The following is a 20,098-nucleotide window of genomic DNA, read 5'->3' as shown; positions in this document are numbered from 1 at the left end:
CTTGGAGTAAGCCTTGAATTATTATTTTAATGATCGAATAGCGTTTCAATAGCGTGATGGAGGCTATCTACTGATGTCATTGATATGACGGCTAATAGTATTATTGTGAGTAAAACCACTTTCATTGGAAAAGGTTTGAGTTGAGTATCATTGAGCAATTCCAATACTCTTTGTTCAATTGATTGACGACAAAAGTGAACAAGTAATTCACTTTTGAACTGTTCATGTATGGAATATTTAGCCGCTAACTTAGTAAATCTCACTAACGTACTTGCAACATTGTGCGCCTGTTGTTGAGTTTTTACGAAGAAAGAATCAGCCGCTTGCTCCATGGTAATTGCCATCATCGATTTCAATACTTTCTTAACATTAGGTGAAAAATAAGAAGACAATAATGAAAATACCCACTTTTTTAGTGGGTCAGCATAGTGTAAATGAGCAAGTTCATGTTGAATGATTATTTCAATGTCATCTGAATCTAGTTGCTCTATTAAGGCTGTAGATATAAAGCACGATGGTTTAATTAATCCACCTGTGAATGCTGTCGGGATCGATGAATTGATTATAAAGACGTTCTCACTCTTCTTTGTCGCTAAAGTGCGCAACAAAATTATCTGATAGTGATTTTTGTAAGCTACAACTAGACTTCGAACAGCAATAGTGAGACTGAAGCCGATGAAGATAATTAAACTAATACTATGCCAGCTTAAAAAATAATAAATATTAGGATGATGCCAGTGAGCTAATTCAGTTAGCCATACAAACATTGCCCCTGATTGAAAAAGAGGGCTAAATAACAGCGTTACAGATAGAGCAATAAGCCAAGGTGAAAGCACACATAACCAGAGTAATGATTTACGGGTAGACACAGTGTATCTTTGGATTTTATTTTTTATCGACCAAAAAGTTAGCGAAATAAAGCCATTGGCAACGATAAAAGCTAACACGGTAATCGTGAGTAAATTGAATGCTAACGCCCAATGACCATAAATCATTTTTCGGCCTTTGTTTTTAATTTTTTGCGCTGTTGCTCAATCATAGCTTCAAGTTTATCCAACTGATCCTCATCTAGATCAGATGAAATTGAAGAAAAAGCCGCGATAACGCTATTTTCATCTTTAACAACAAAATCATGAGTAACACTTTTAATGAGTTGGCCTATCAATTCTTGGCGAGCAACTTTAGGGAAATATTGATATGCGTGGCCGTTCTTTACCCGACTTAGCAGGTCTTTTTTAAATAAGCGATCTAACGTGCTTTGAATTGTATTAAGAGAGCCGCCTCGGTTTTTTTCGAAATAGCTATGTACCTGCTTAGCATCAGCAGGCTTTGCCTTCCAAAGGTATTCTAATACTTGTTTTTCTAGTTCACCGAGTTGCATAGACTTTTCACTACCCTATTTAAGTGTTGTGATATTGTCACATTAAAAACCGAGAGGCAATCGGTTTTTAGGTTTGTTCCACTAAATCTTTTACTTTAGGTAGGTTTTAAGTATGGCTTAATTCAGGACTGAAAGACTATAAAGAGCTTAAACCAGCCCCACAAGTGAACATAAAATATTGGCTAATATTACCCTAAATATGCTCCTGCATTTGCAAAGGCTTAATGTCCGCTTTTGGCTAGCTGAAGAAGTCTCTAATAATCACTAGTTCAATGTTAACAAAGATACGAATATAGTTAACATCAATGGATTTCGAGCTATTTTTAGTGTTCATTAGATGTTGAGCTACCTTCATCTTGATAGTCAACAAAGCCACCTTAACGACATTAGGCGTGATTATAAAAATAGCGTTGGGATTATATTTTGTCTCTATAATGCTCAAATCAGCGATGCATTAAATCTTTTCTTGTCAGTCTTTGGGCTTGGGCCGGACAAAAATAAAACGTACTACTAAAAATACAGCTATTCCCAGGACTAATAGAAGGCCTAAAAAGAATACGCCTGATGCTATATTTATATAGCTAAAGGCAGCAATCAACGCAATAACTGCAAAAGTGAACATAATTAGCAAGATGGTCCAGACCGCTTTTGGGGACACTACATTTTTATCTATTAACGGTAACTTTTTATACGAAAAGTAAACAAATAAACTAGCTGAAAGTAATACAATGGCTGTCATAATTAATGACATTTGCCATTTTGTTTCCTCATCAATAGCAAAAAAAGCAAGCAATATTGGGAAAAGAGATATAAATGTTACTGCAAAACTTGCCCCTAGCATGCCTTTTATTCTGAACAAATCAATTGCTATCCATTGATTCGTAGGACCTCTCAATGCTACCAATACAGATGAAAAACCAGCTAGCCCCACAGCAAGTTGAGAAAATCCAATAAGAATACTGTTATGGTCGATGATAGTTCTCCTGTCGTTTAATATTTTTTGAGCGACTTGCCATGTTTGCTAAACAGTGAATAGAAAACAGTGAAGAATCCATCTTTACAGCCTTATATATTTATTTATGCAATAGGCTAGAACAAAAATGGTTTTACATGGCATACATTATAAGTTACCACTGTACTGTATTGAATCCAATCTAGATAGCCCCTTTGATAATAGTAATCTGCGGGGAGTTCACTACCACATAAGCGAAATATTGAAGAAGGCATAATGACCGCAATTGGCTAGGAGCTGAAGTATTGATTTAGTCACTCGTAACTTCCGCTTAGCGCACAAAGTGATCATTAATTTCACATGATTTTTTCTAATGAATAAGCTTAGTAAATTCCCCGTTAATCCTGTAATGACTTTCGCACAATGTAACACCACATGTAACATCAGGAACCATTACAAGCAACAAAGCACTAGAGTTAATGGGAGTAAGACGCAAGGACGAGTCCCGTAGCGGCACCAAATAAAACAAAACAGCGGCTTTTTTGTGTCAAAAAATCAAGGTGTTAGTCAATCCGCTCCTGTTATCAAAAAGTTAAATACATAATAGCCTGTCACTGATGCTTAAGAAAATTCTCTCAAAGAAATGTTAGCTTACAATGAAAGTCAGGTACATCCATGAACTTAAAATATCAGACTTACCTTATTTTTTTGCTGAATTTGATGAAAACCATCTAATTATCAATATTTAAGGCACCCAGAACAACGGTAAATATCTTTACCGTTAAAAATTTGGTGATTATTAGTTTTACTCGAAGATAGGAGTTTGCTGTCGATATCCACTTACCCATTGTTTGTCTGTATAAGCAGCAAACGCAGATAATTCACTGATTGATCCAACCACTTGGTGGTATTGTTTACCGAAGTGTTGTGCCAGTTGTAGGCAATCCTCACTGTTTAAGCCGAGGTGCTGTAATAATGGAAAGGCTTGTTCATTAATATAACCGCGTTTTTCTTCCCTGATTACTTTAACTGTTTCTTCCACGAGTGCTAATAAACTCATAGTGGAAACTTAATGCCTTTCGGGGATTGTTGGTGTTTATTACTAATAAAAACCCGTAAAGCCTCACAAACCAAACTTTACGGGTTTTATTATGTACTGAGCTATTTCATGCTAATTTTTAAAGGCTTTTTTTGATGTAATTGGGGAGTTGAACTTTTCCCAATTAAAAATCCGCGCTTTATTTTGAATAACGGTAAAAACTTAGTACTCTGAACTCAAGAATAATTAAACCGATTCAGACTTTCTTTTCGAGCGTTCGGTCGATGGTTTACTAACAGTTTCTGATGAAGCAACCCGCGCTTTACTTTTAGCTCTTTTTTTAATTTTTGATTTATTATTCGCTGAAACAACGGTACTAATAAACTCTGCTGTTTTTTTAGCCGGAGTATAAGCAACTTCAATCGTTTTACCGTCAAAATCGATAACATCGCCACGGCGAATTTTTTTACGCTTTTGCACTTCTACTTTCTTATTTACTAAAATTTTACCTTCGCTGATCAGGGTTTTAGCTTCGCCATCGCCAACCAAATTGGAAATCTTGAGTAATTTATAAAGTTCTATCGGTTCAACACAAATGTCGAAAATTGGGTGTTCAGACATGAAATACGCCTAATAATTTTAAATATTAATATTGTTAAATTCTAACATATATTGAATTAAAATTATATTAAGGAAATTTAATAATGTAGAGATAGCATAGACGATAAATACGTGATGTAAGAATACGTAAAAATTGAAACTATGCCACTTCAATTCAACATAGATTTATACATCTTAAAAAACGCCCCTCATAACGAATTAGTACCATGCGTTACTTGGTGAATGATCACCCAACTAAAGATAGGCACCAGAAACAGTACCAAATAAAACAAAAAATACGCTTTTATTAAGCTATTTATTTGTGTCTAAAACATCTATCCCCTCTCAAGTTTCCTCTGTCATTAAGATGAATAATTAATCCTCTTGGTATTCTTTATCAAACTGCTATAATTCCCGCCGTTAATTTCAATCAATAAAGTAAACCACATGACTGCAGCACAGCTAACTTTACCCAATACCAAACTAACATCGATCCAAAAAACGCAATTTATAAAATTAGAAAAGAAACTTAGGCGAAATGTTGGTCAAGCAATTGCGCAATATAATATGATTGAAGACGGCGATAAGGTGATGGTGTGCTTATCTGGCGGTAAAGACAGCTATGCCATGCTAAGCATTTTAATGCTCTTAAAAGAATCAGCCCCTATTCACTTCGACATAGTTGCCGTTAATTTAGATCAAAAGCAACCAGGCTTTCCTGAGCATATTTTACCCGAGTATCTCGATAAGCTTGGTGTGGAATATCATATCGTTGAAGAAAACACTTACGGTATTGTCAAAGACAAAGTACCTGAGGGTAAAACGACTTGTAGCTTATGCTCTCGCTTACGTCGCGCTATTTTATACAAAGCAGCTAAAAATATTGGGGCAACAAAAATAGCACTAGGGCATCATCGTGACGACATGATTGAAACCCTCATGTTGAATATGTTTTATGGCGGAAAAATGAAAGCGATGCCAGCCAAGCTTGTCTCTGATAATGGCGAGCATGTTGTTATACGTCCTTTAGCTTTTTGTAAAGAAAGTGAGCTTATTCAATACAGTGAATTGAAGCAATTCCCGATAATCCCTTGTAACTTGTGTGGCTCTCAGCCGAATATGCAAAGACAAAACATAAAACGCATGCTAAATGATTGGCATGAACAGTTTCCGGGACGAATTGAGTCTATGTTTACCGCAATGCAAAACGTTGTGCCTTCACATTTATGTGACAGTAACTTGTTTGATTTTAAAAATATTAATAGTAGTTCGGGTATTATTAACGGTGGTGATACTGCTTTTGATGAAGTGGCTATTGAAACACCAGAGGATTTATCAGCTAAAGATTATCTTAATAGCGATCAACAACTCAATGTTATTGAAGTCAAATAATGTAGGGTAAACCTATTAGGTTTCACCTGAACTAAATAAAAACGGCCAATGTTTATGACATTGGCCGTTTTTATTTGATATCTCTGCTAGATAAAATTACTCGATAAGTTAACTGCTAGCTTAAATCATTAATCAGCTAAAATACTCTGTTGGCTATTTGACTTAACAAAGTATCGCTGATTATGGCGTAACATATCGGTGATATCTAACACGTAATGCGCACCACGCTCGGAATAAGGTAACAACCCTGTTGCTAAAATTTCAGCATCTAGCGGTTGATCTTGTGCTCTTAATTCGGCACGAATGGTTCTAAACATATGATAAGCGTTATGCTTATTTATATTATTAAAGTAACCCGAAACAGCAGCATCAACACTTTGAAATGCCGCTACCTCATGTTTAGCGCCAGTATTTCGACCACCTGGCACCATGCCACAACCCGTTTTGTAACACCAAATACCAAAGAAGTTTAGACCTATTCTAGCAAAACGTGAGGTTCCCCAGGCAGACTCATTAGCTGCCTGAACCAACACTAACGAGGTAGGGATAATATCAACACGCACCAACAAATCATCAATTTGCTGTAATGTTGAAGCTTCCTTATTAATACGATAAACCTTGATAAGCGTTTGTAATGAAGCTTGCTCCTCTTCTGTCAGCCCTAAACCTAATGATATTTGGCCCTGCCAATACTCAAGTTGTGTCCTATCCTGTGATAACTCATTGTTTTTATCTTCAATTGCTGGACGGATAAACGAAAAAAATTGGCGTTTTTTGGTGGGTATATCATAAATAGCCGCAAAATCAGGTAAATTTACCTGATGTAACGGTTTCTCAATTACCTTCACTTTTTCAACAATGGGTACAACTACTTTAACGGGTGTTGGTACATTCTCCCCACTGGTAACATTGACCAAGGGTTGTGGTATCAAAAAAGTAAATGGTGCGAGAACCGCTGCAACTAGCGCTACCACTAAAATAAAACGAATGAAAAAAATTCCTTTCATAAAGATCCTTATTTATGATAAATGTTAAGCGGAAAAAGTATCATCTGAGCCATTGTGCTCAGTGTCTTTATTCGCGGAGTTTTTATTAACAGCATCGGCTAAATCTATCTCAGAAGTATTTTCATCAACATACACACCAAAAATCTCTCGGTACAGCACACCTTTAACATTGTAATACCAAGGTGCTAAATACGAGAAGCCAAATAGAAATACCATGATAGCAAGAGGCGCTAAGCTCGATTCAATCAATAAGGCAATAGGGAGTATAAGGAAAATTAACGCCATAAATAATACAACGTAAATACTTAGAAGCGGCACTACTTTAAAGCGTAATGCTTTAACAGACAGAACAATAGCCTGTACCGGGGTTAGTTTTTTCTCTACCACTAAAGGTACTGTTAGCGACAACAGTACCGCTAATAAAACACCGGGTACGATTAACAATTGAAAACCAATACTAATAAGAAGTGACGTTAACAGAGCACTAAGCGCAACCCAACTACCTCGATGTAAGAACGACAGTACCATTTTACTTTGCGTAGGCTTGTTCACTGCATGGTAAACGCCCATCATTTCAATACCTGCAATAAATGGCCATACGGCAATGGTAACAATGACATTAATTAGCTGCAGTAACTCAGGGTCTTTGATAACAAGTTCGATACCACCAAAAAAGCTACTGGCAATAAACGACACCATCATGCCAAAAATTAAAACTAAAAATAGTGCTAGATTAATCGACATTCTGGACTTTACTGTCTGCTGCCACGCTTCACTTAAAACAGCTTTCACATCAATTGAATACTCGCCTTTTACAGCACGCTCAACACTACCACCAATGGATACAATTATATTTTTTTCTGGCAACAAAACGAACCCTTTATACATTAATACGAGATTTACTGACTATTATACTGGAAATGTTAGCAGATTGCTCACCGCTCAATTTAACGACAACTCTAGCAAGAAAACTACCTCCTAATAAGAGCATAAAAATCAAAATAAACCTTAATTAAGATCGCTTAGTACGAGTTGAATGGCTAATAACAATAAAATCAAACCCATAACTCGATCGAGAATATAACCTTTACGTTGCAAGACAAAACGGACTTTTTCTTGCGTGAGTATGTAAGATAGAAAACAAAACCATGCCCCTGTTGCTGCAACTAAATAAGCACCATAAGCAATTTTAATACTTAACAATGTTTCAGGAGCGATAACGACAGAAAACAAACTGACGAAAAATAACGTCGCTTTGACATTTAACGCATTGATTAAAAAACCATTAAGAAAAGCTTTTTTAGCCGACGGGTTATTGCTAGCCGTGGTATCTTTGCTTGCTCCATTCGTTATTTCATTCGGTACTTCATTCGTTACTTCATTCGTTACTTCAGGCGATATGAGGGGTTTATTATCAATATCATCACTTTCGGCGGTTAATAGCTCATTATCTGGCTTTTTAGCACGAAGACAATGCCATGCGATATAACAAAAATAGCTGGCTGCAATGTATTTTAATGCGGTAAATAACCGCTCATCGCTGGCAATTAAAAGGCCTATGCCAACCAGGGAATACGTCACATGGACAATAATGCCTGCGGCAATACCGAAACTTGTATAAATAGCAATGCGTCTGTTATATCGGATGCTTTGTTTTAAGATAAGCGCAAAGTCAGGGCCGGGGCTTGCTACAGCAAAAAAATGTACCATAGCGATAAGTAAAAATTGTTCTAAAGCAGGCATATTACAACGAGGATATTTATGAAAAGTGCGTCATTTTACCTTAGAAATGAAATAAAGCGATATTAGATCCAAAAAGGCTCCGTTCACTGTGTAAGCAATTAGCTACTAATTACTTTGCATTCCCCTGTAGAACTTTGCGCTAATATGCAGCGGTAAAACGCCCAAAGATCTTCAAAGCAATTAAAGCGGTATTCTTTGCCGTGATAACTGGTTTTCATAAGCCAACCTATATCTATCAAATAACGAACAAATAGTGTATAGGTTTCGACCAATCAATGGCGTTAACAAAATGTAATTTAGCGTATTGATTGGTTATCTTTAAGAATAGTTATCGCATGATCTTTACTAAAATTTTTTCACCTCTTATTACCGCTACTTTTGTGGGTGGGCTTGGTGAATTCGCGTTAACGCCGTTTGAAAATAGTGACTACCTTTCTTCTGGGCTAGTGCAATATTTTGTTCTGGTATTTTTTCAGGATCTTTATATACGGCTAACACTCTTGCCATACTTGCCTCTCTGATAATATGAAGCATAGGATAAGGTGAACGATTGGTGAAGTTACTGGCTTCATCAAAATCATCATCAGCAAAACAATATTCAGGATGCATTGTTGCTAGTTGAAATACACCTTCAAAACCAGAGTCAATCAGTAAGTTGTTCGCATAATCGACTAAATCGAGATAGCGGTCGAAACGTCTAAAGCCCTCAGTAAAAATAATCAGGGTCGTTTCAAGCTCATCATGCTTTTGTAAATAATGGCATTGTTCTACAAAAATTTGTAAAGCAGGTTTAACTTGTTCTACTTCTGACGGGTAATAACAAATAGTGTTATTAACAAACTCTTTTTTCGCGAAAGGGCAAAAATTCAAGCCAATAATTATTTCATCTAACCACTGTTTTGTCGCATCAACTTCAGCTGATACTGATAGGTTTTCTGCTTGCTGGTCGTCTTTATTCATTACTATTTACTCTAGGACTGTGTTTATTGTTATTCGCTTTAATAATGTCAGGATTGCTGCAATTGCCACATTTTACTGTATTGCCCTTCCTGTGCGAGTAATTGTTGATGATTACCCTGCTCAACTATCTCGCCATGGCTCATCACAATGATATTATCACTATCAATTATGGTAGATAATCGATGGGCGATCACTAAGCTAGTTCTACTTTTAGCGACTTCATTTATTGCCGTTAAGATAGCTTGTTCTGATTGACTATCTAAGGATGATGTCGCCTCATCAAACACCAATATTTGTGGGTCTTTTAAAATTGTTCTGGCAATAGCAACACGTTGTTTTTCACCACCCGAAAGTTTCAAGCCTCGCTCACCAACCACCGTTTCTAAACCATCGGGTAAACTGATGATAAATTCAGATAGATGCGCAAGGTCAATGGCTTTTAACACTTCTTCTTTACTGGCTGTTGGACAGCCGTATTGCACATTATTAAATAAGGTGTCGTTAAACAGCACGGTATCTTGCGGTACAATACCAATATGGGTACGTAGTGATTTTTGGCTTATTTGGCTAATATCTTGCTGATTAATTTTAATCGTGCCTGAGTCAACATCATAAAAACGAAACAGTAATTTAACTAAGGTTGATTTACCTGAGCCACTTTGTCCAACCACGGCAACTTTTTCACCGGCATTAACGTTAAATGAAATGCCTTTAATAATCGGGCGTTTTACATTGTAGGCAAAGGTAATATTATCAAAAACAATGTTAGCCTGCTCTCTCATATGAGAAGTCAAATGAGAAGTATCCTGAGAAGTCGCTCTATCGTCCTGCGACGTCAAGTTTAACGCTACTGCGTCAGCAACATCTTGTACCTTAGGTTTTTTAGCTAATAAACCAAACAAGTTTTCTATATTTGCCAACGATCCCTTTATCTCTCGATAAACAAAACCTAGAAAATTAAGCGGCATAAATAACTGCATCATAAAAGCGTTTATCAGTACAAAGTCACCAAGAGTCATAGCGCCCGCTGCGACTTCATTCGCCGCTAATGCCAACATTGCGGTCATCGCTATCGCTATAATAAGTGCTTGGCCACCATTAAGCGCGAATAACGATAAGCGGTTTTTAATTTTAGCTTGTTCCCACGTTAACAGTTGCTGGTCATAAGCTTGTGCTTCAAATTCTTCATTGGTGAAGTATTTAACCGTTTCGTAATTAAGTAAACTATCAATGGCACGGGTATTACTTGAAGAGTCTGCTATGTTGGCTGCACGCACATAACGTGTACGCAACTCAGTAGCAAAAATAGAATAAGCAATATAGGTAATAATTGAGGACAACGTTATTAGCGCGAACCATATGCCGTATTTAACAAATAAAATAGTCACCACCATCACTATTTCAAGCAAGGTAGGTACGATATTAAAAACCATAAAACGCATTAAAAAATTAATGCCTGACGTACCCCGGTCAATATCACGAGACAAACCACCTGTTTGTCTATTCAGGTGAAAATCTAAATCAAGGGAATGTAAGTGACGAAAAACCTTTAAGCCAATACGCCTTATAGCCCGCTCAGTTACGCGGCCAAAGAGCGTATCTCTAATCTCTGCAAAAACAACTATCGACAACCGCACTAAACCATAAGCAGCCACTAAACCTAATGGCACAATCATCAGTGCTGATTGATCATTTGAGCTGTTAGCATCTAAGGTATCAACAATATCTTTGAGGATAAAAGGTAAATAAACACTGGCGATTTTAGTTAATATTAAACAAAACATAGCAAATGCTATGCGTTTTTTATACTCGAATAAGTAAGGGAGAATAAGTTTGAATGCTTGCCAGTTTATGGAACTGACTTCTTGGTCTGGATAACTCGAGGGGCGCATGGCATTTCTTTAACGACAAAGATTTTATAATAAATTAGAAAGTTAATTTCGCCTAATCATTAAGAAAAATAGTTTAAGTATGCTAATGATTTTACATAAATTTAATGTGGCTCAAAGACAAAATCAATTACATTTTTATAGGACCAAATGAAAAAACAGTAATAACGACCTAGTTATTACTGTTGCTAGATTGTGTTTATAATTTTTAGCTATCGTTATTTCGGGTATACCAAATCAATCAGTATCAAGTACCTTTTTAAGTATTTTCCCTTGCGCGCCTGATGGTGCTTTAATACCAAGTACCGCCGATAATGTTACCGCTATATCTGTGGTACTTACTCTGTCGTAAATAATTTCGTCATCAATCTTAAATCCGGCGAAAATGAGTGGTACAAAAGTATCATATCCCCAAGGAGAGCCATGAGTAGCCGCGACAGTTAACCCTTCCATGTCAGCAACAAAGCGATGTGCTTCAAGTACAACATACACATCACCCGAGCGATTTTTACTGTGATTATTAACCACTAAGGTATGTAAATAATCTTGTGGGGTATTACCGTCTTCAATATCGCTACTTGTTACTGCAAGTGCTACACCATCAAATTTTGACACTTCAACTGCAACGGCTTTTTGTACTTGCTTTAACGACAGCTTACGTTGAGCAATTAACGCTCTATCAAGGTAAATGTAAGGATGAAAGTAGCTTTTAATTAACGCCGTATCAAAACCAAACTGTTTCTTAAGTGCTTCCATACTCGGTGCTTTATCCCACTCTTTAGGAGCAACTGCTTTGGTTTTCATACCCAGCGATGACAAGTATGCTGGCACTTCCGCAGCGCCATGATCGGCAGAAAGTACGATAAGGGTATTATCTAAACCTACTTTTTTATCAATGAATTTAAATAAGTTTGCTAACGTACTATCTAACCTCAGCATATTATCTTCAGCTTCTAAACTTGATGGTCCAAAAATATGGCCTACATAGTCCGTAGACGAAAAGCTTACTGATAAATAATCGGTAATATCATCTTGTCCAAGTTGTTCATTATTTACCACGGCTTTAGCAAAATCTAACGTTAACTCATCACCCGCCGGACTTAGCGTTAAAAAAGTATTGAAATAAGCATTACTCATATCGCCATATTGATGGGGGAACGTTCGTCCAAAACCAGGTAATTTGGTTTCCCATTCTTGGTCATCTTGTTTGGCAAACACATAACCTTTTTGTGCTTGGCTTAATTGCCATGATTTTTGATGATACTTTTTAGTAGGTTTTGTCTCATTCCAACTTGCAACCCACTCAGGGTATTTATCATAGTAATAACTACTGGTAACAAATTCTCCTGCTTTTTTAGAGAACCAGAAAGCCTTCCCCATATGTCCTGCCATGGAAATAGCACCTCGGTCTTTTACCGACACGCCAAAGACTTTCGCTTTGCCATTTGAAGCAATCATTAATTCATCGCTAAAAGTCGAGACTTGAATATTACTTGGTGAGCGGCCAGAAGATTTAGCGGTGCGTTGCGTGGGATCAAGTTCTGTTTTTTGGTTTACATCGCCATTAGCTGATAATAACGGGTATCTACTATCTTCAACATTATAAACAAGACGCTCTAACTTATCGTCATACCAAACATTGCCTATCATGCCATGAACAGCCGGTAGTGCTCCCGTCGCTAAAGTAGCATGGCCAACAATGGTTTCAGTATTAGCATGATTATGATGAGCATCTTTATAAACCACGCCCTCATTTAAAAGGTATCTGAAACCGCCCTTACCCATTTTAGTTAAATAAGCGGTCGGCATATCACCGCGAAGTTGGTCTACGGTTATTTGCAGCACTAACTTAGGCTTTACCGAGGCGGCTTGAAGGGGTAAGAGTGATAGCAAACCTACTATCACAACACTTAATTGCAATAATGTTCCTTTCTTTTGCATGTACATCTTAATTTTTCCTTATATAAAAAATTAAATAAATCTTTATTATTAGCACTTACTGTCCAGAGGTACTTTACTTTAATAGTGATTACCAACAGCACGTTACTACTACTTATCAATAAATTAAAACTACGCTAAAACATCAGTTTTTACTAGTAATTAACATCACATTCAACTAAGTTTATTGAGTCCCATATTTACTCTCGTGATTCATATCTAGTTTCATTAATCTGTCCGTTGAAGGAAAAAACATGCAAATAAATAATGTAATGAAAAAATTGGCGTTAGGCGTTGGTTTACTCGCCGTCGCCACTAGCGCAGCAGCAACAACCAACAAAGCCAAACCCAACGTACTCGCCATTTGGGGCGATGATATTGGTTATTATAATATTAGTGCTTATAACCAGGGAATGATGGGTTATCAAACACCTAATATTGACCGTATTGCTGATGAGGGTGCTTTATTCACCCATCATTATGCACAACAAAGTTGTACTGCTGGCCGTGCTTCATTCATTTTAGGACAAGAACCCTTTCGAACAGGGTTGTTAACAATAGGTATGCCTGGTTCCACACATGGTATACCCGATTGGACACCTACCATTGCTGATTTGTTAAAAGAAAAAGGTTACATGACCGCGCAATTTGGTAAAAACCACTTAGGTGACCAAGACGAGCATTTACCGACCAACCATGGTTTTGATGAATTTTTTGGTAACCTTTATCACTTAAATGCTGAAGAAGAGCCTGAAACCTATTACTACCCTAAAGATAAAGAATTTCATAAAAAATACGGTCCTCGTGGTGTGATTCATTCTTTTGCCGATGGTAAAATAGAAAATACCGGCCCGATGACACGTAAACGTATGGAAACAGCCGATGAAGAATTTATAGCCGGTACCCTTAAGTTTATTGATAAAGCTCACAAAGCAAAAAAACCTTTCTTTATCTGGCATAGTTCAACACGTATGCATGTTTGGACGCGTTTACAAGAAAAATATCGTGGTAAATCAGGCGTTGGTTTAACCGCCGATGGTATGCTTGAACATGATGATCATGTCGGTATCTTACTTGATAAATTAGACGACTTAAAAATAGCCGACAATACCATTGTTATTTACTCTACTGATAACGGCGCAGAGAAATTCTCATGGCCTGATGGCGGTACGTCACCTTTTGCAGGCGAAAAAGGTACAACAAGTGAAGGTGGTATGCGTGTACCACAATTAGTACGTTGGCCTGGCACCATTAAAGCGGGTTCTAAATTCAATAACATGATGTCTCATGAAGATTGGATGCCAACGATTTTAGCTGCTGCTGGCGAACCGAATATCGTTGAGAAGCTTAAAAAAGGTCATAAAGCTAACGGTAAGAAATTTAGAATTCATGCCGATGGTCACAACTTCAAGCCTTTCTTTGAAGGCAAAGAGAAAAAATCGCCACGTATTAGTAAATTATATTTCAACGCAGCAGGAGACTTAAATGCAGTACGTTGGAATGAGTGGAAAATTGCTTTTGCTGTTGAAGAAGGTGGCATTAATACGGCTTATCGTAAAACACCCGCTTGGCCTGTAATCACTAACTTGCATGCTGATCCATTTGAAACTGCATCAACTGAATCAGGTATGTATCTTCGTTGGTATGCTGACAATATGTGGTTATTTGTGCCTGCGCAACAACAAGTATCAGCATTTATGTCGACCATTGACGGCTATCCTTTCCAAGCAGGTAGTAGTTTAAGTGCGAGCGATATTGGTTATAAAAGTATTAGAACCCAAAAAGCATTAAAGCAACTACAACAGCTAAGTCCTAACCGATAATTATTATTCAATTAAGATTTTATTTATAAATGTTAAAAGCCCAACAATTGTTGGGCTTTTTTATAGCGATAAATTGATTTGTAATTTTAATAAAACTGCAATACATCATAAGCACAATTAACTAACTAACTAACTAACTAACTAACTAACTTACTAACTAACTTATACCTATAAGTTACAGTTAAGTTATTGCATTTACGATGAAATAACTCCATATTTAAAGTGCAACACACCATCAATTAAGAATATTGATGGGGTGTTGCATTTTTGCAGATAAAAATTAAATGTTTCTTTAGTGATAAAAGGATAACCTAAATGATTACAAATAAATTAAAAATGTTGATGATGGGTGCTAGCTTAATCGCTACAGCGTCGGCAACAGCAGCCGAAAAACCCAATATTTTATTTTTCTGGGGCGATGATATAGGACGTACAAATATCAGTGCCTATAGCCACGGTATAATGGGTTTTAAAACACCTAACATCGACCGTATAGCGAAAGAAGGCATGATGTTTACCGATTATTATGCTGATCAAAGTTGTACAGCGGGTCGTTCAACATTTATCACTGGACAATCCGGTTTACGTACCGGTATGACAAAAGTTGGCTTACCTGGCGCTAAAGAAGGTATTCAAGAAAGAGATATCACCATAGCTGAAATGCTAAAAACTAAAGGTTACACCACAGGTCAGTTTGGTAAAAACCACTTAGGCGATAAAGATGAACATTTACCGACTAATCATGGTTTTGATGAATTTTTTGGTAACCTTTATCATTTAAATGCAGAGGAAGAACCAGAAGATCCAGATTATCCTAAAGATCCGGCGTTTAAGAAACAATTCGGACCACGTGGTGTGATTCATTCTTATGCCGATGGTAAAATTGAAGATACTGGCCCTTTAACCAAAAAACGCATGGAAACGGCTGATGACGAGTTTGTCGCCGCAGCAATGAAGTTTGTTGATAAAGCAGTAAAGGCTAAAAAACCCTTCTTTGTTTGGGTAAATACCGCAGGTATGCACTTTAGAACTCACATTAACCCGAAACATGTTGGTCTTTCCGGTCAAGGGTTCTATAACGATGTTATGGTAGCTCATGATAACCATGTTGGTAAAATGTTAGACCAACTGGATAAATTGAAAATTACTGACAATACCATCGTTATGTACTCGACCGATAACGGCGTACATTACAATACTTGGCCTGATGCGGGTGTTACTCCGTTTAATGGCGAGAAGAACAGTGAAAAAGAAGGTGCTTACCGTGTTCCTATGATGGTGCGCTGGCCTGGTAAAATCAAAGCTGGTGAAGTTTCAAATGAGATGATGGCGCATTTAGATTGGATGCCAACTTTAGCTGCGGTTGCAGGTGATACCAAACTAAAACAAGATATGCTAAAAGGCGAACGTCGTTTCGGTAATAAGCAATCAAAAATCCATCTTGATGGTTATAACATGTTACCTCATTTAACCGGTAAAACAGAAAAAAGCCCACGCAATATTTATCATTATTTAAATGATGAAGGTTTCCCTGTTGCCATTCGTGTTGGTGATTGGAAAATGGTCTATGCTGAAAACCGTGGTAAAACCATGGCACTGTGGACTGAACCTTTCACTATGTTAAGAATGCCTAAAATCCTTAACTTACGTCGTGACCCATGGAGTAAAGCGGAAGAAAATTCTAACTCTTATTACGATTGGATGATTGATAAAGCACCATATATCTATTTAGGTTTATCCGAAACAGCTAAGTTTTTAGCTACTTTTAAAGAATATCCACCTAGCCAACCTACTGGATCTTGGTCAGTTGAAGCGGTATATGATACTTTCTTAAAAAAATCTGAAGGTAAATAACTGAACGATTTACAAGTTAATGAACTTAATAGCCCGAACAATTTTGTTTCGGGCTTTTTTTATTGGTATTATCTCAAGTAGTTAACTTCGTTTATTAAAAAGCAATTTAATTTAGGTAAATAATATTAAAACTCTACTTCTTACTTTCAGTTTATTGGTACTCTCTTATGGCAGTGAAGCTATAGAGTTTGTTGGTTCTAAAGCCTGTATTGGCTGTCATGAAAAAGCTTATCAAGATTGGCAGGGCTCCCACCATGAGTTGTCAATGAAACATGCTGATAGCAAAAGTGTCTTAGGTGATTTTAATAACGCCACCTTAGTTGCCGGAGTTAAAAGTATCGTTAATAAAAGTTCCTTTTTTAAAAAAGGGCAACAATTTTGGGTCAATATCCAAGGTGAGGATGGACAGTTTCACGACTATCAAATTAAATATACTTTTGGTTATAAACCACTGCAACAATACATGGTTGAATTTGAAGATGGTCGGGTGCAACTTATCCCCTTTGCTTGGGATTCACGTGCAAAAGAACAAGGCGGACAACGCTGGTTTAATCTCTACCCTGATATGACTAAAAAGCATCAAGAATTCTTTTGGACTAATACGGGTCAAAACTGGAATTACATGTGTGCAGATTGTCATTCAACCAATGTGGATAAGAACTTTGACGTTAAAACGAATACCTACAACACAACTTTTAGCGAGATTAATGTTGCTTGTGAAAGTTGTCATGGTGCTGCTAGTGAGCATTTAAGTTGGGCTAACCAACCCGCAAAAGCACAATCTAAACAAGTGGTTGGCACAACAGGTGATGCCATTGCATTGTATGACAAAGGGTTTAGCAGAGATTTGTCAAAATCGGTTCAAACATGGCAAGCAAGCGACAATAATAAAACCTTAACGCCACAAGCTATTGATCATAGCCAACAAGTATTAGTATGTGCTCAATGTCATAGTAGACGCACTCAAATTAGTAATAAGAATCATGTAGATGGCAATGCTTTTGGAGAGCGATACCTACTTGATTTAATTTCCAGCACTAATTATCACCCCGATGGACAAGTTTATAACGAAAACTTTGTTTATGGCTCGTTTCTGCAATCTAAAATGTACAAAAATGGTGTTGTTTGTAGTGATTGTCATAACCCGCACACTGCTGAACTGAAACTACCGATAGAAACACTCTGTTTACAGTGTCATCAGTCTGATAACTACGCCTCTACAGAGCATCATAAACACCGAGAAAACTCTACTGGCGCACAATGTGTTAATTGTCATATGCCAGAAACCACTTATATGGAAATTGACGCCCGGCGTGATCATGGTTTCCATATTCCGACACCTAACTTAGCAAAACAATTAGGCACACCTGATACCTGTTTAAGTTGTCATGAAGATAAAGATAGTCAATGGAGTTCCAGTAAAGTTAATGCTTGGTACCCTAATTCAACAGTTGCAACAGAAAAGGACTTTGTCGCTGTTTTCTCTGCTATGAACTTAGCCTTGAATGAGCAGCAACTGCAAGGTGTGGCTTCTGAGCTATCTCGACTATCTCAAACCATCAGTTACGCTGGTATTATCCGGGCTTCGGCATTAACAAAAATGGCGAGTGTATCCAACACCAATACTATTATAGCCATTGCTCGTGCGGTTAAAAATCCAGATGAGAATATACGCTTAGGCGCCATTGAGGGTGCACAAAGTATGGCCAGCGCTGAAAAATGGCGCATCCTTTCACCTTTATTAAACGATAAAGTGTTAAGTGTCAGAAGCAGTGCTGCTTTTGCATTAACCAGCTTGTGGCAAAATTTATCAGCACCACAACAAGCACAATTAACACCGGCCCTTGATGAATACATAGCAAGCCAACGCTTTAATAATGACCGCAGTTTTTCCCACTCTAATAGAGGAATTATTGCTGCCTATCAAGGTCACTATGACCAAGCCATAAATGCCTTCAAACAAGGCATAACAATAGAAAAACAGTTCGCGCAAACTTACCTCAATTTAAGCCAAGTGTATTATCAACAAGGGAACAACCAAAAAAGTATTCAAGTTTTACAGCAAGGCACAAAAGCGAATCCTGATGATGCAAGTCTTCCTTATAATTTAGGACTCGCCTATATTAGGATTAAAGATAAAATTAAAGCAGCACAAGCATTAGCCATTGCGACACAACTTGCCCCACAAAACAGTCATTATTTTTATGTGTATGGTTTAAGTTTAGAGCAAGAAAAACCTAGTGCGGCTTATAAAGCCTTGTATCAAGCATTTCAGCTGAGCAATAATCCACAGCATTTATATGCGTTATGTGACATGCAAGTACGCCACAAAAGTGGATTAGCAAAACAATGCTTAACGCAACTTGCTCCGTTAGTGCCGAATAATGTCATTGAAGCGCTTAGGCAACAGCTAAATCAGTAACGTAGCCGTTAGCTAACGATTAGTAAAAGCCAATTAACGCACAAATAAAGTACAAATAAAAAGGATTGTTTTATGAGTGACCAAACTAATGAGCAAACAAGTGACCAAGTGAATAACCACACGGCTAACAAGTCTAATTCACTCGCGCAGTTACAGTTATTAAAAGCACAAATTGAGCAATCGGTTATTGGTCAGTCTCATGTTGTTGACTCACTACTTATTGCCTTATTAACCAATGGTAATATTCTATTAGAAGGTTTGCCCGGCACAGCAAAAACACGCTCAATTAAAACCTTAGCGCGCTCCCTTGCTGTTGATCTAGGCCGGGTGCAATTCACCCCGGATTTATTACCCTCTGATGTTACGGGTACTGAGGTTTATCAAGAAGTTAATGGCAAACCTGTACTGACTTTCCAGCAAGGCCCTATTTTTAACAACCTATTACTTGCTGATGAAATCAATAGATCACCCGCCAAAGTACAAGCTGCACTTTTAGAGGCGATGGAAGAAAGACAAATCACCGTTGCCGGTAAAACCTACAAATTACCTGAATTATTTATGGTGTTAGCGACTCAGAACCCCATTGAGCAAGAAGGGACTTACCCGTTACCTGAAGCGCAAATGGATCGATTCATCATGAAAATTAATCTTGATTATCCTGATGATGCCGCTGAAGCTGCCATAATTAAATTAGTACGTAGCGAAGAAAAAAGCCTTCAATCGGTTGAAAATATCAGTCCTGAACACATTTTTACCGCACGAGATGAAATTCATACTATTCATTGTAGCCAAGCTATCATTGATTACATTGTTGCCATTGTTATGGCAACAAGAAAGCCCGAACGCTATCCTGACTCTCCTTTACAGCAGTGGTTAACGGTTGGCTCAAGTCCAAGAGCTAGTATCGCTATTGACAAATGTGCCCGAGCGCAAGCATGGTTAAACGGCAAAGACTTTGTTGACCCTGATGATGTTCGCTCTGTTGCCCATGCGGTACTTCGTCATCGTTTAGTGCTCAGTTATGACGCCTTAGCTGATGGTATTACTGCGGATGCGGTGATAGATGAAATACTTAAACAGGTGGCTGTTGCCTAAGGG

At 37.5% G+C, this 20,098-nt stretch carries 16 protein-coding genes; 5 read left to right on the top strand and 11 right to left on the bottom strand.

Going from position 1 to position 20,098, the window contains the following annotated elements; all coding sequences use genetic code 11:
* Nucleotides 1-26: 26 nt before the first annotated feature.
* From CXF71_RS04025 to CXF71_RS04005, 5 genes are all read right to left on the bottom strand, one after another.
* Nucleotides 27-995, bottom strand: a complete 969-nt coding sequence (locus tag CXF71_RS04025) for a M56 family metallopeptidase (RefSeq protein ID WP_101231690.1) — start codon at nt 993-995, stop codon at nt 27-29.
* On the bottom strand, nt 992-1,381 hold the full coding sequence (locus CXF71_RS04020) for a BlaI/MecI/CopY family transcriptional regulator (RefSeq protein WP_101231689.1): 390 nt from the start codon (nt 1,379-1,381) through the stop codon (nt 992-994). Before CXF71_RS04020 ends, CXF71_RS04025 begins: the two co-directional genes overlap by 4 nt.
* A 469-nt stretch (nt 1,382-1,850) precedes the next feature.
* The gene (locus CXF71_RS04015; protein WP_101231688.1) at nt 1,851-2,312 is read right to left on the bottom strand and encodes a hypothetical protein; all 462 of its coding nucleotides are present in this window, start codon (nt 2,310-2,312) and stop codon (nt 1,851-1,853) included.
* An 826-nt stretch (nt 2,313-3,138) separates the two neighbouring features.
* Complete coding sequence (locus CXF71_RS04010) at nt 3,139-3,393, bottom strand: hypothetical protein (RefSeq protein ID WP_101231687.1); 255 nt, start codon at nt 3,391-3,393, stop codon at nt 3,139-3,141.
* A gap of 225 nt (nt 3,394-3,618) precedes the next feature.
* Complete coding sequence (locus tag CXF71_RS04005; RefSeq protein ID WP_101231686.1) at nt 3,619-3,993, bottom strand: RNA-binding S4 domain-containing protein; 375 nt, start codon at nt 3,991-3,993, stop codon at nt 3,619-3,621.
* Between the two features lie 426 nt (nt 3,994-4,419).
* Here CXF71_RS04005 and ttcA point away from each other — a divergent pair, with 426 nt between their 5' ends.
* Nucleotides 4,420-5,364 (top strand): tRNA 2-thiocytidine(32) synthetase TtcA, encoded by a 945-nt coding sequence (gene ttcA, locus CXF71_RS04000; protein WP_198559825.1) that lies wholly within the window; start codon nt 4,420-4,422, stop codon nt 5,362-5,364.
* Between the two features lie 128 nt (nt 5,365-5,492).
* Here the strand turns inward: ttcA and CXF71_RS03995 are convergent, their stop codons facing one another.
* The 6 genes from CXF71_RS03995 to CXF71_RS03970 form a co-directional block, all read right to left on the bottom strand.
* Nucleotides 5,493-6,371: a glucosaminidase domain-containing protein gene (locus tag CXF71_RS03995; RefSeq protein ID WP_101231685.1), complete on the bottom strand. Its 879-nt coding sequence runs from the start codon at nt 6,369-6,371 to the stop codon at nt 5,493-5,495.
* 24 nt (nt 6,372-6,395) lie between these two features.
* Nucleotides 6,396-7,241 (bottom strand): hypothetical protein, encoded by an 846-nt coding sequence (locus CXF71_RS03990; RefSeq protein ID WP_232771373.1) that lies wholly within the window; start codon nt 7,239-7,241, stop codon nt 6,396-6,398.
* A gap of 138 nt (nt 7,242-7,379) precedes the next feature.
* On the bottom strand, nt 7,380-8,114 hold the full coding sequence (locus CXF71_RS03985) for a LysE family translocator (protein ID WP_101231684.1): 735 nt from the start codon (nt 8,112-8,114) through the stop codon (nt 7,380-7,382).
* 372 nt (nt 8,115-8,486) lie between these two features.
* Nucleotides 8,487-9,074 carry a DUF1415 domain-containing protein gene (locus CXF71_RS03980; protein WP_101231683.1) on the bottom strand — a complete coding sequence of 196 codons (588 nt, stop codon included), beginning with the start codon at nt 9,072-9,074 and terminating at the stop codon, nt 8,487-8,489.
* A gap of 47 nt (nt 9,075-9,121) precedes the next feature.
* A complete protein-coding gene (locus CXF71_RS03975) occupies nt 9,122-10,966 on the bottom strand; it encodes an ABCB family ABC transporter ATP-binding protein/permease (protein ID WP_101231682.1) in 1,845 nt (614 codons plus the stop codon).
* A 234-nt stretch (nt 10,967-11,200) separates the two neighbouring features.
* Entirely contained in the window at nt 11,201-12,910 is a 1,710-nt protein-coding gene (locus tag CXF71_RS03970; RefSeq protein ID WP_101231681.1) for an alkaline phosphatase family protein, read from the bottom strand.
* A gap of 245 nt (nt 12,911-13,155) precedes the next feature.
* Between CXF71_RS03970 and CXF71_RS03965 the strand changes: the two genes are divergently transcribed.
* The 4 genes from CXF71_RS03965 to CXF71_RS03950 all read left to right on the top strand — a co-directional run bounded on the left by CXF71_RS03965 (nt 13,156) and on the right by CXF71_RS03950 (nt 20,095).
* The gene (locus CXF71_RS03965) at nt 13,156-14,724 is read left to right on the top strand and encodes an arylsulfatase (protein ID WP_198559824.1); all 1,569 of its coding nucleotides are present in this window, start codon (nt 13,156-13,158) and stop codon (nt 14,722-14,724) included.
* Nucleotides 14,725-15,039: 315 nt separating this feature from the next.
* A complete protein-coding gene (locus CXF71_RS03960) occupies nt 15,040-16,578 on the top strand; it encodes an arylsulfatase (protein WP_101231680.1) in 1,539 nt (512 codons plus the stop codon).
* 154 nt (nt 16,579-16,732) lie between these two features.
* On the top strand, nt 16,733-19,000 hold the full coding sequence (locus CXF71_RS03955; RefSeq protein WP_232771372.1) for a HEAT repeat domain-containing protein: 2,268 nt from the start codon (nt 16,733-16,735) through the stop codon (nt 18,998-19,000).
* 72 nt (nt 19,001-19,072) lie between these two features.
* Nucleotides 19,073-20,095, top strand: a complete 1,023-nt coding sequence (locus tag CXF71_RS03950; protein ID WP_232771371.1) for an AAA family ATPase — start codon at nt 19,073-19,075, stop codon at nt 20,093-20,095.
* Nucleotides 20,096-20,098 lie beyond the last annotated feature (3 nt).

It is taken from the genome of Colwellia sp. 12G3 (assembly GCF_002836775.1).
Classification (GTDB): domain Bacteria; phylum Pseudomonadota; class Gammaproteobacteria; order Enterobacterales; family Alteromonadaceae; genus Colwellia.
The sequence above is the reverse complement of the archived record's forward strand: the minus strand, read 5'-3'. Positions and strand labels throughout refer to the sequence as shown.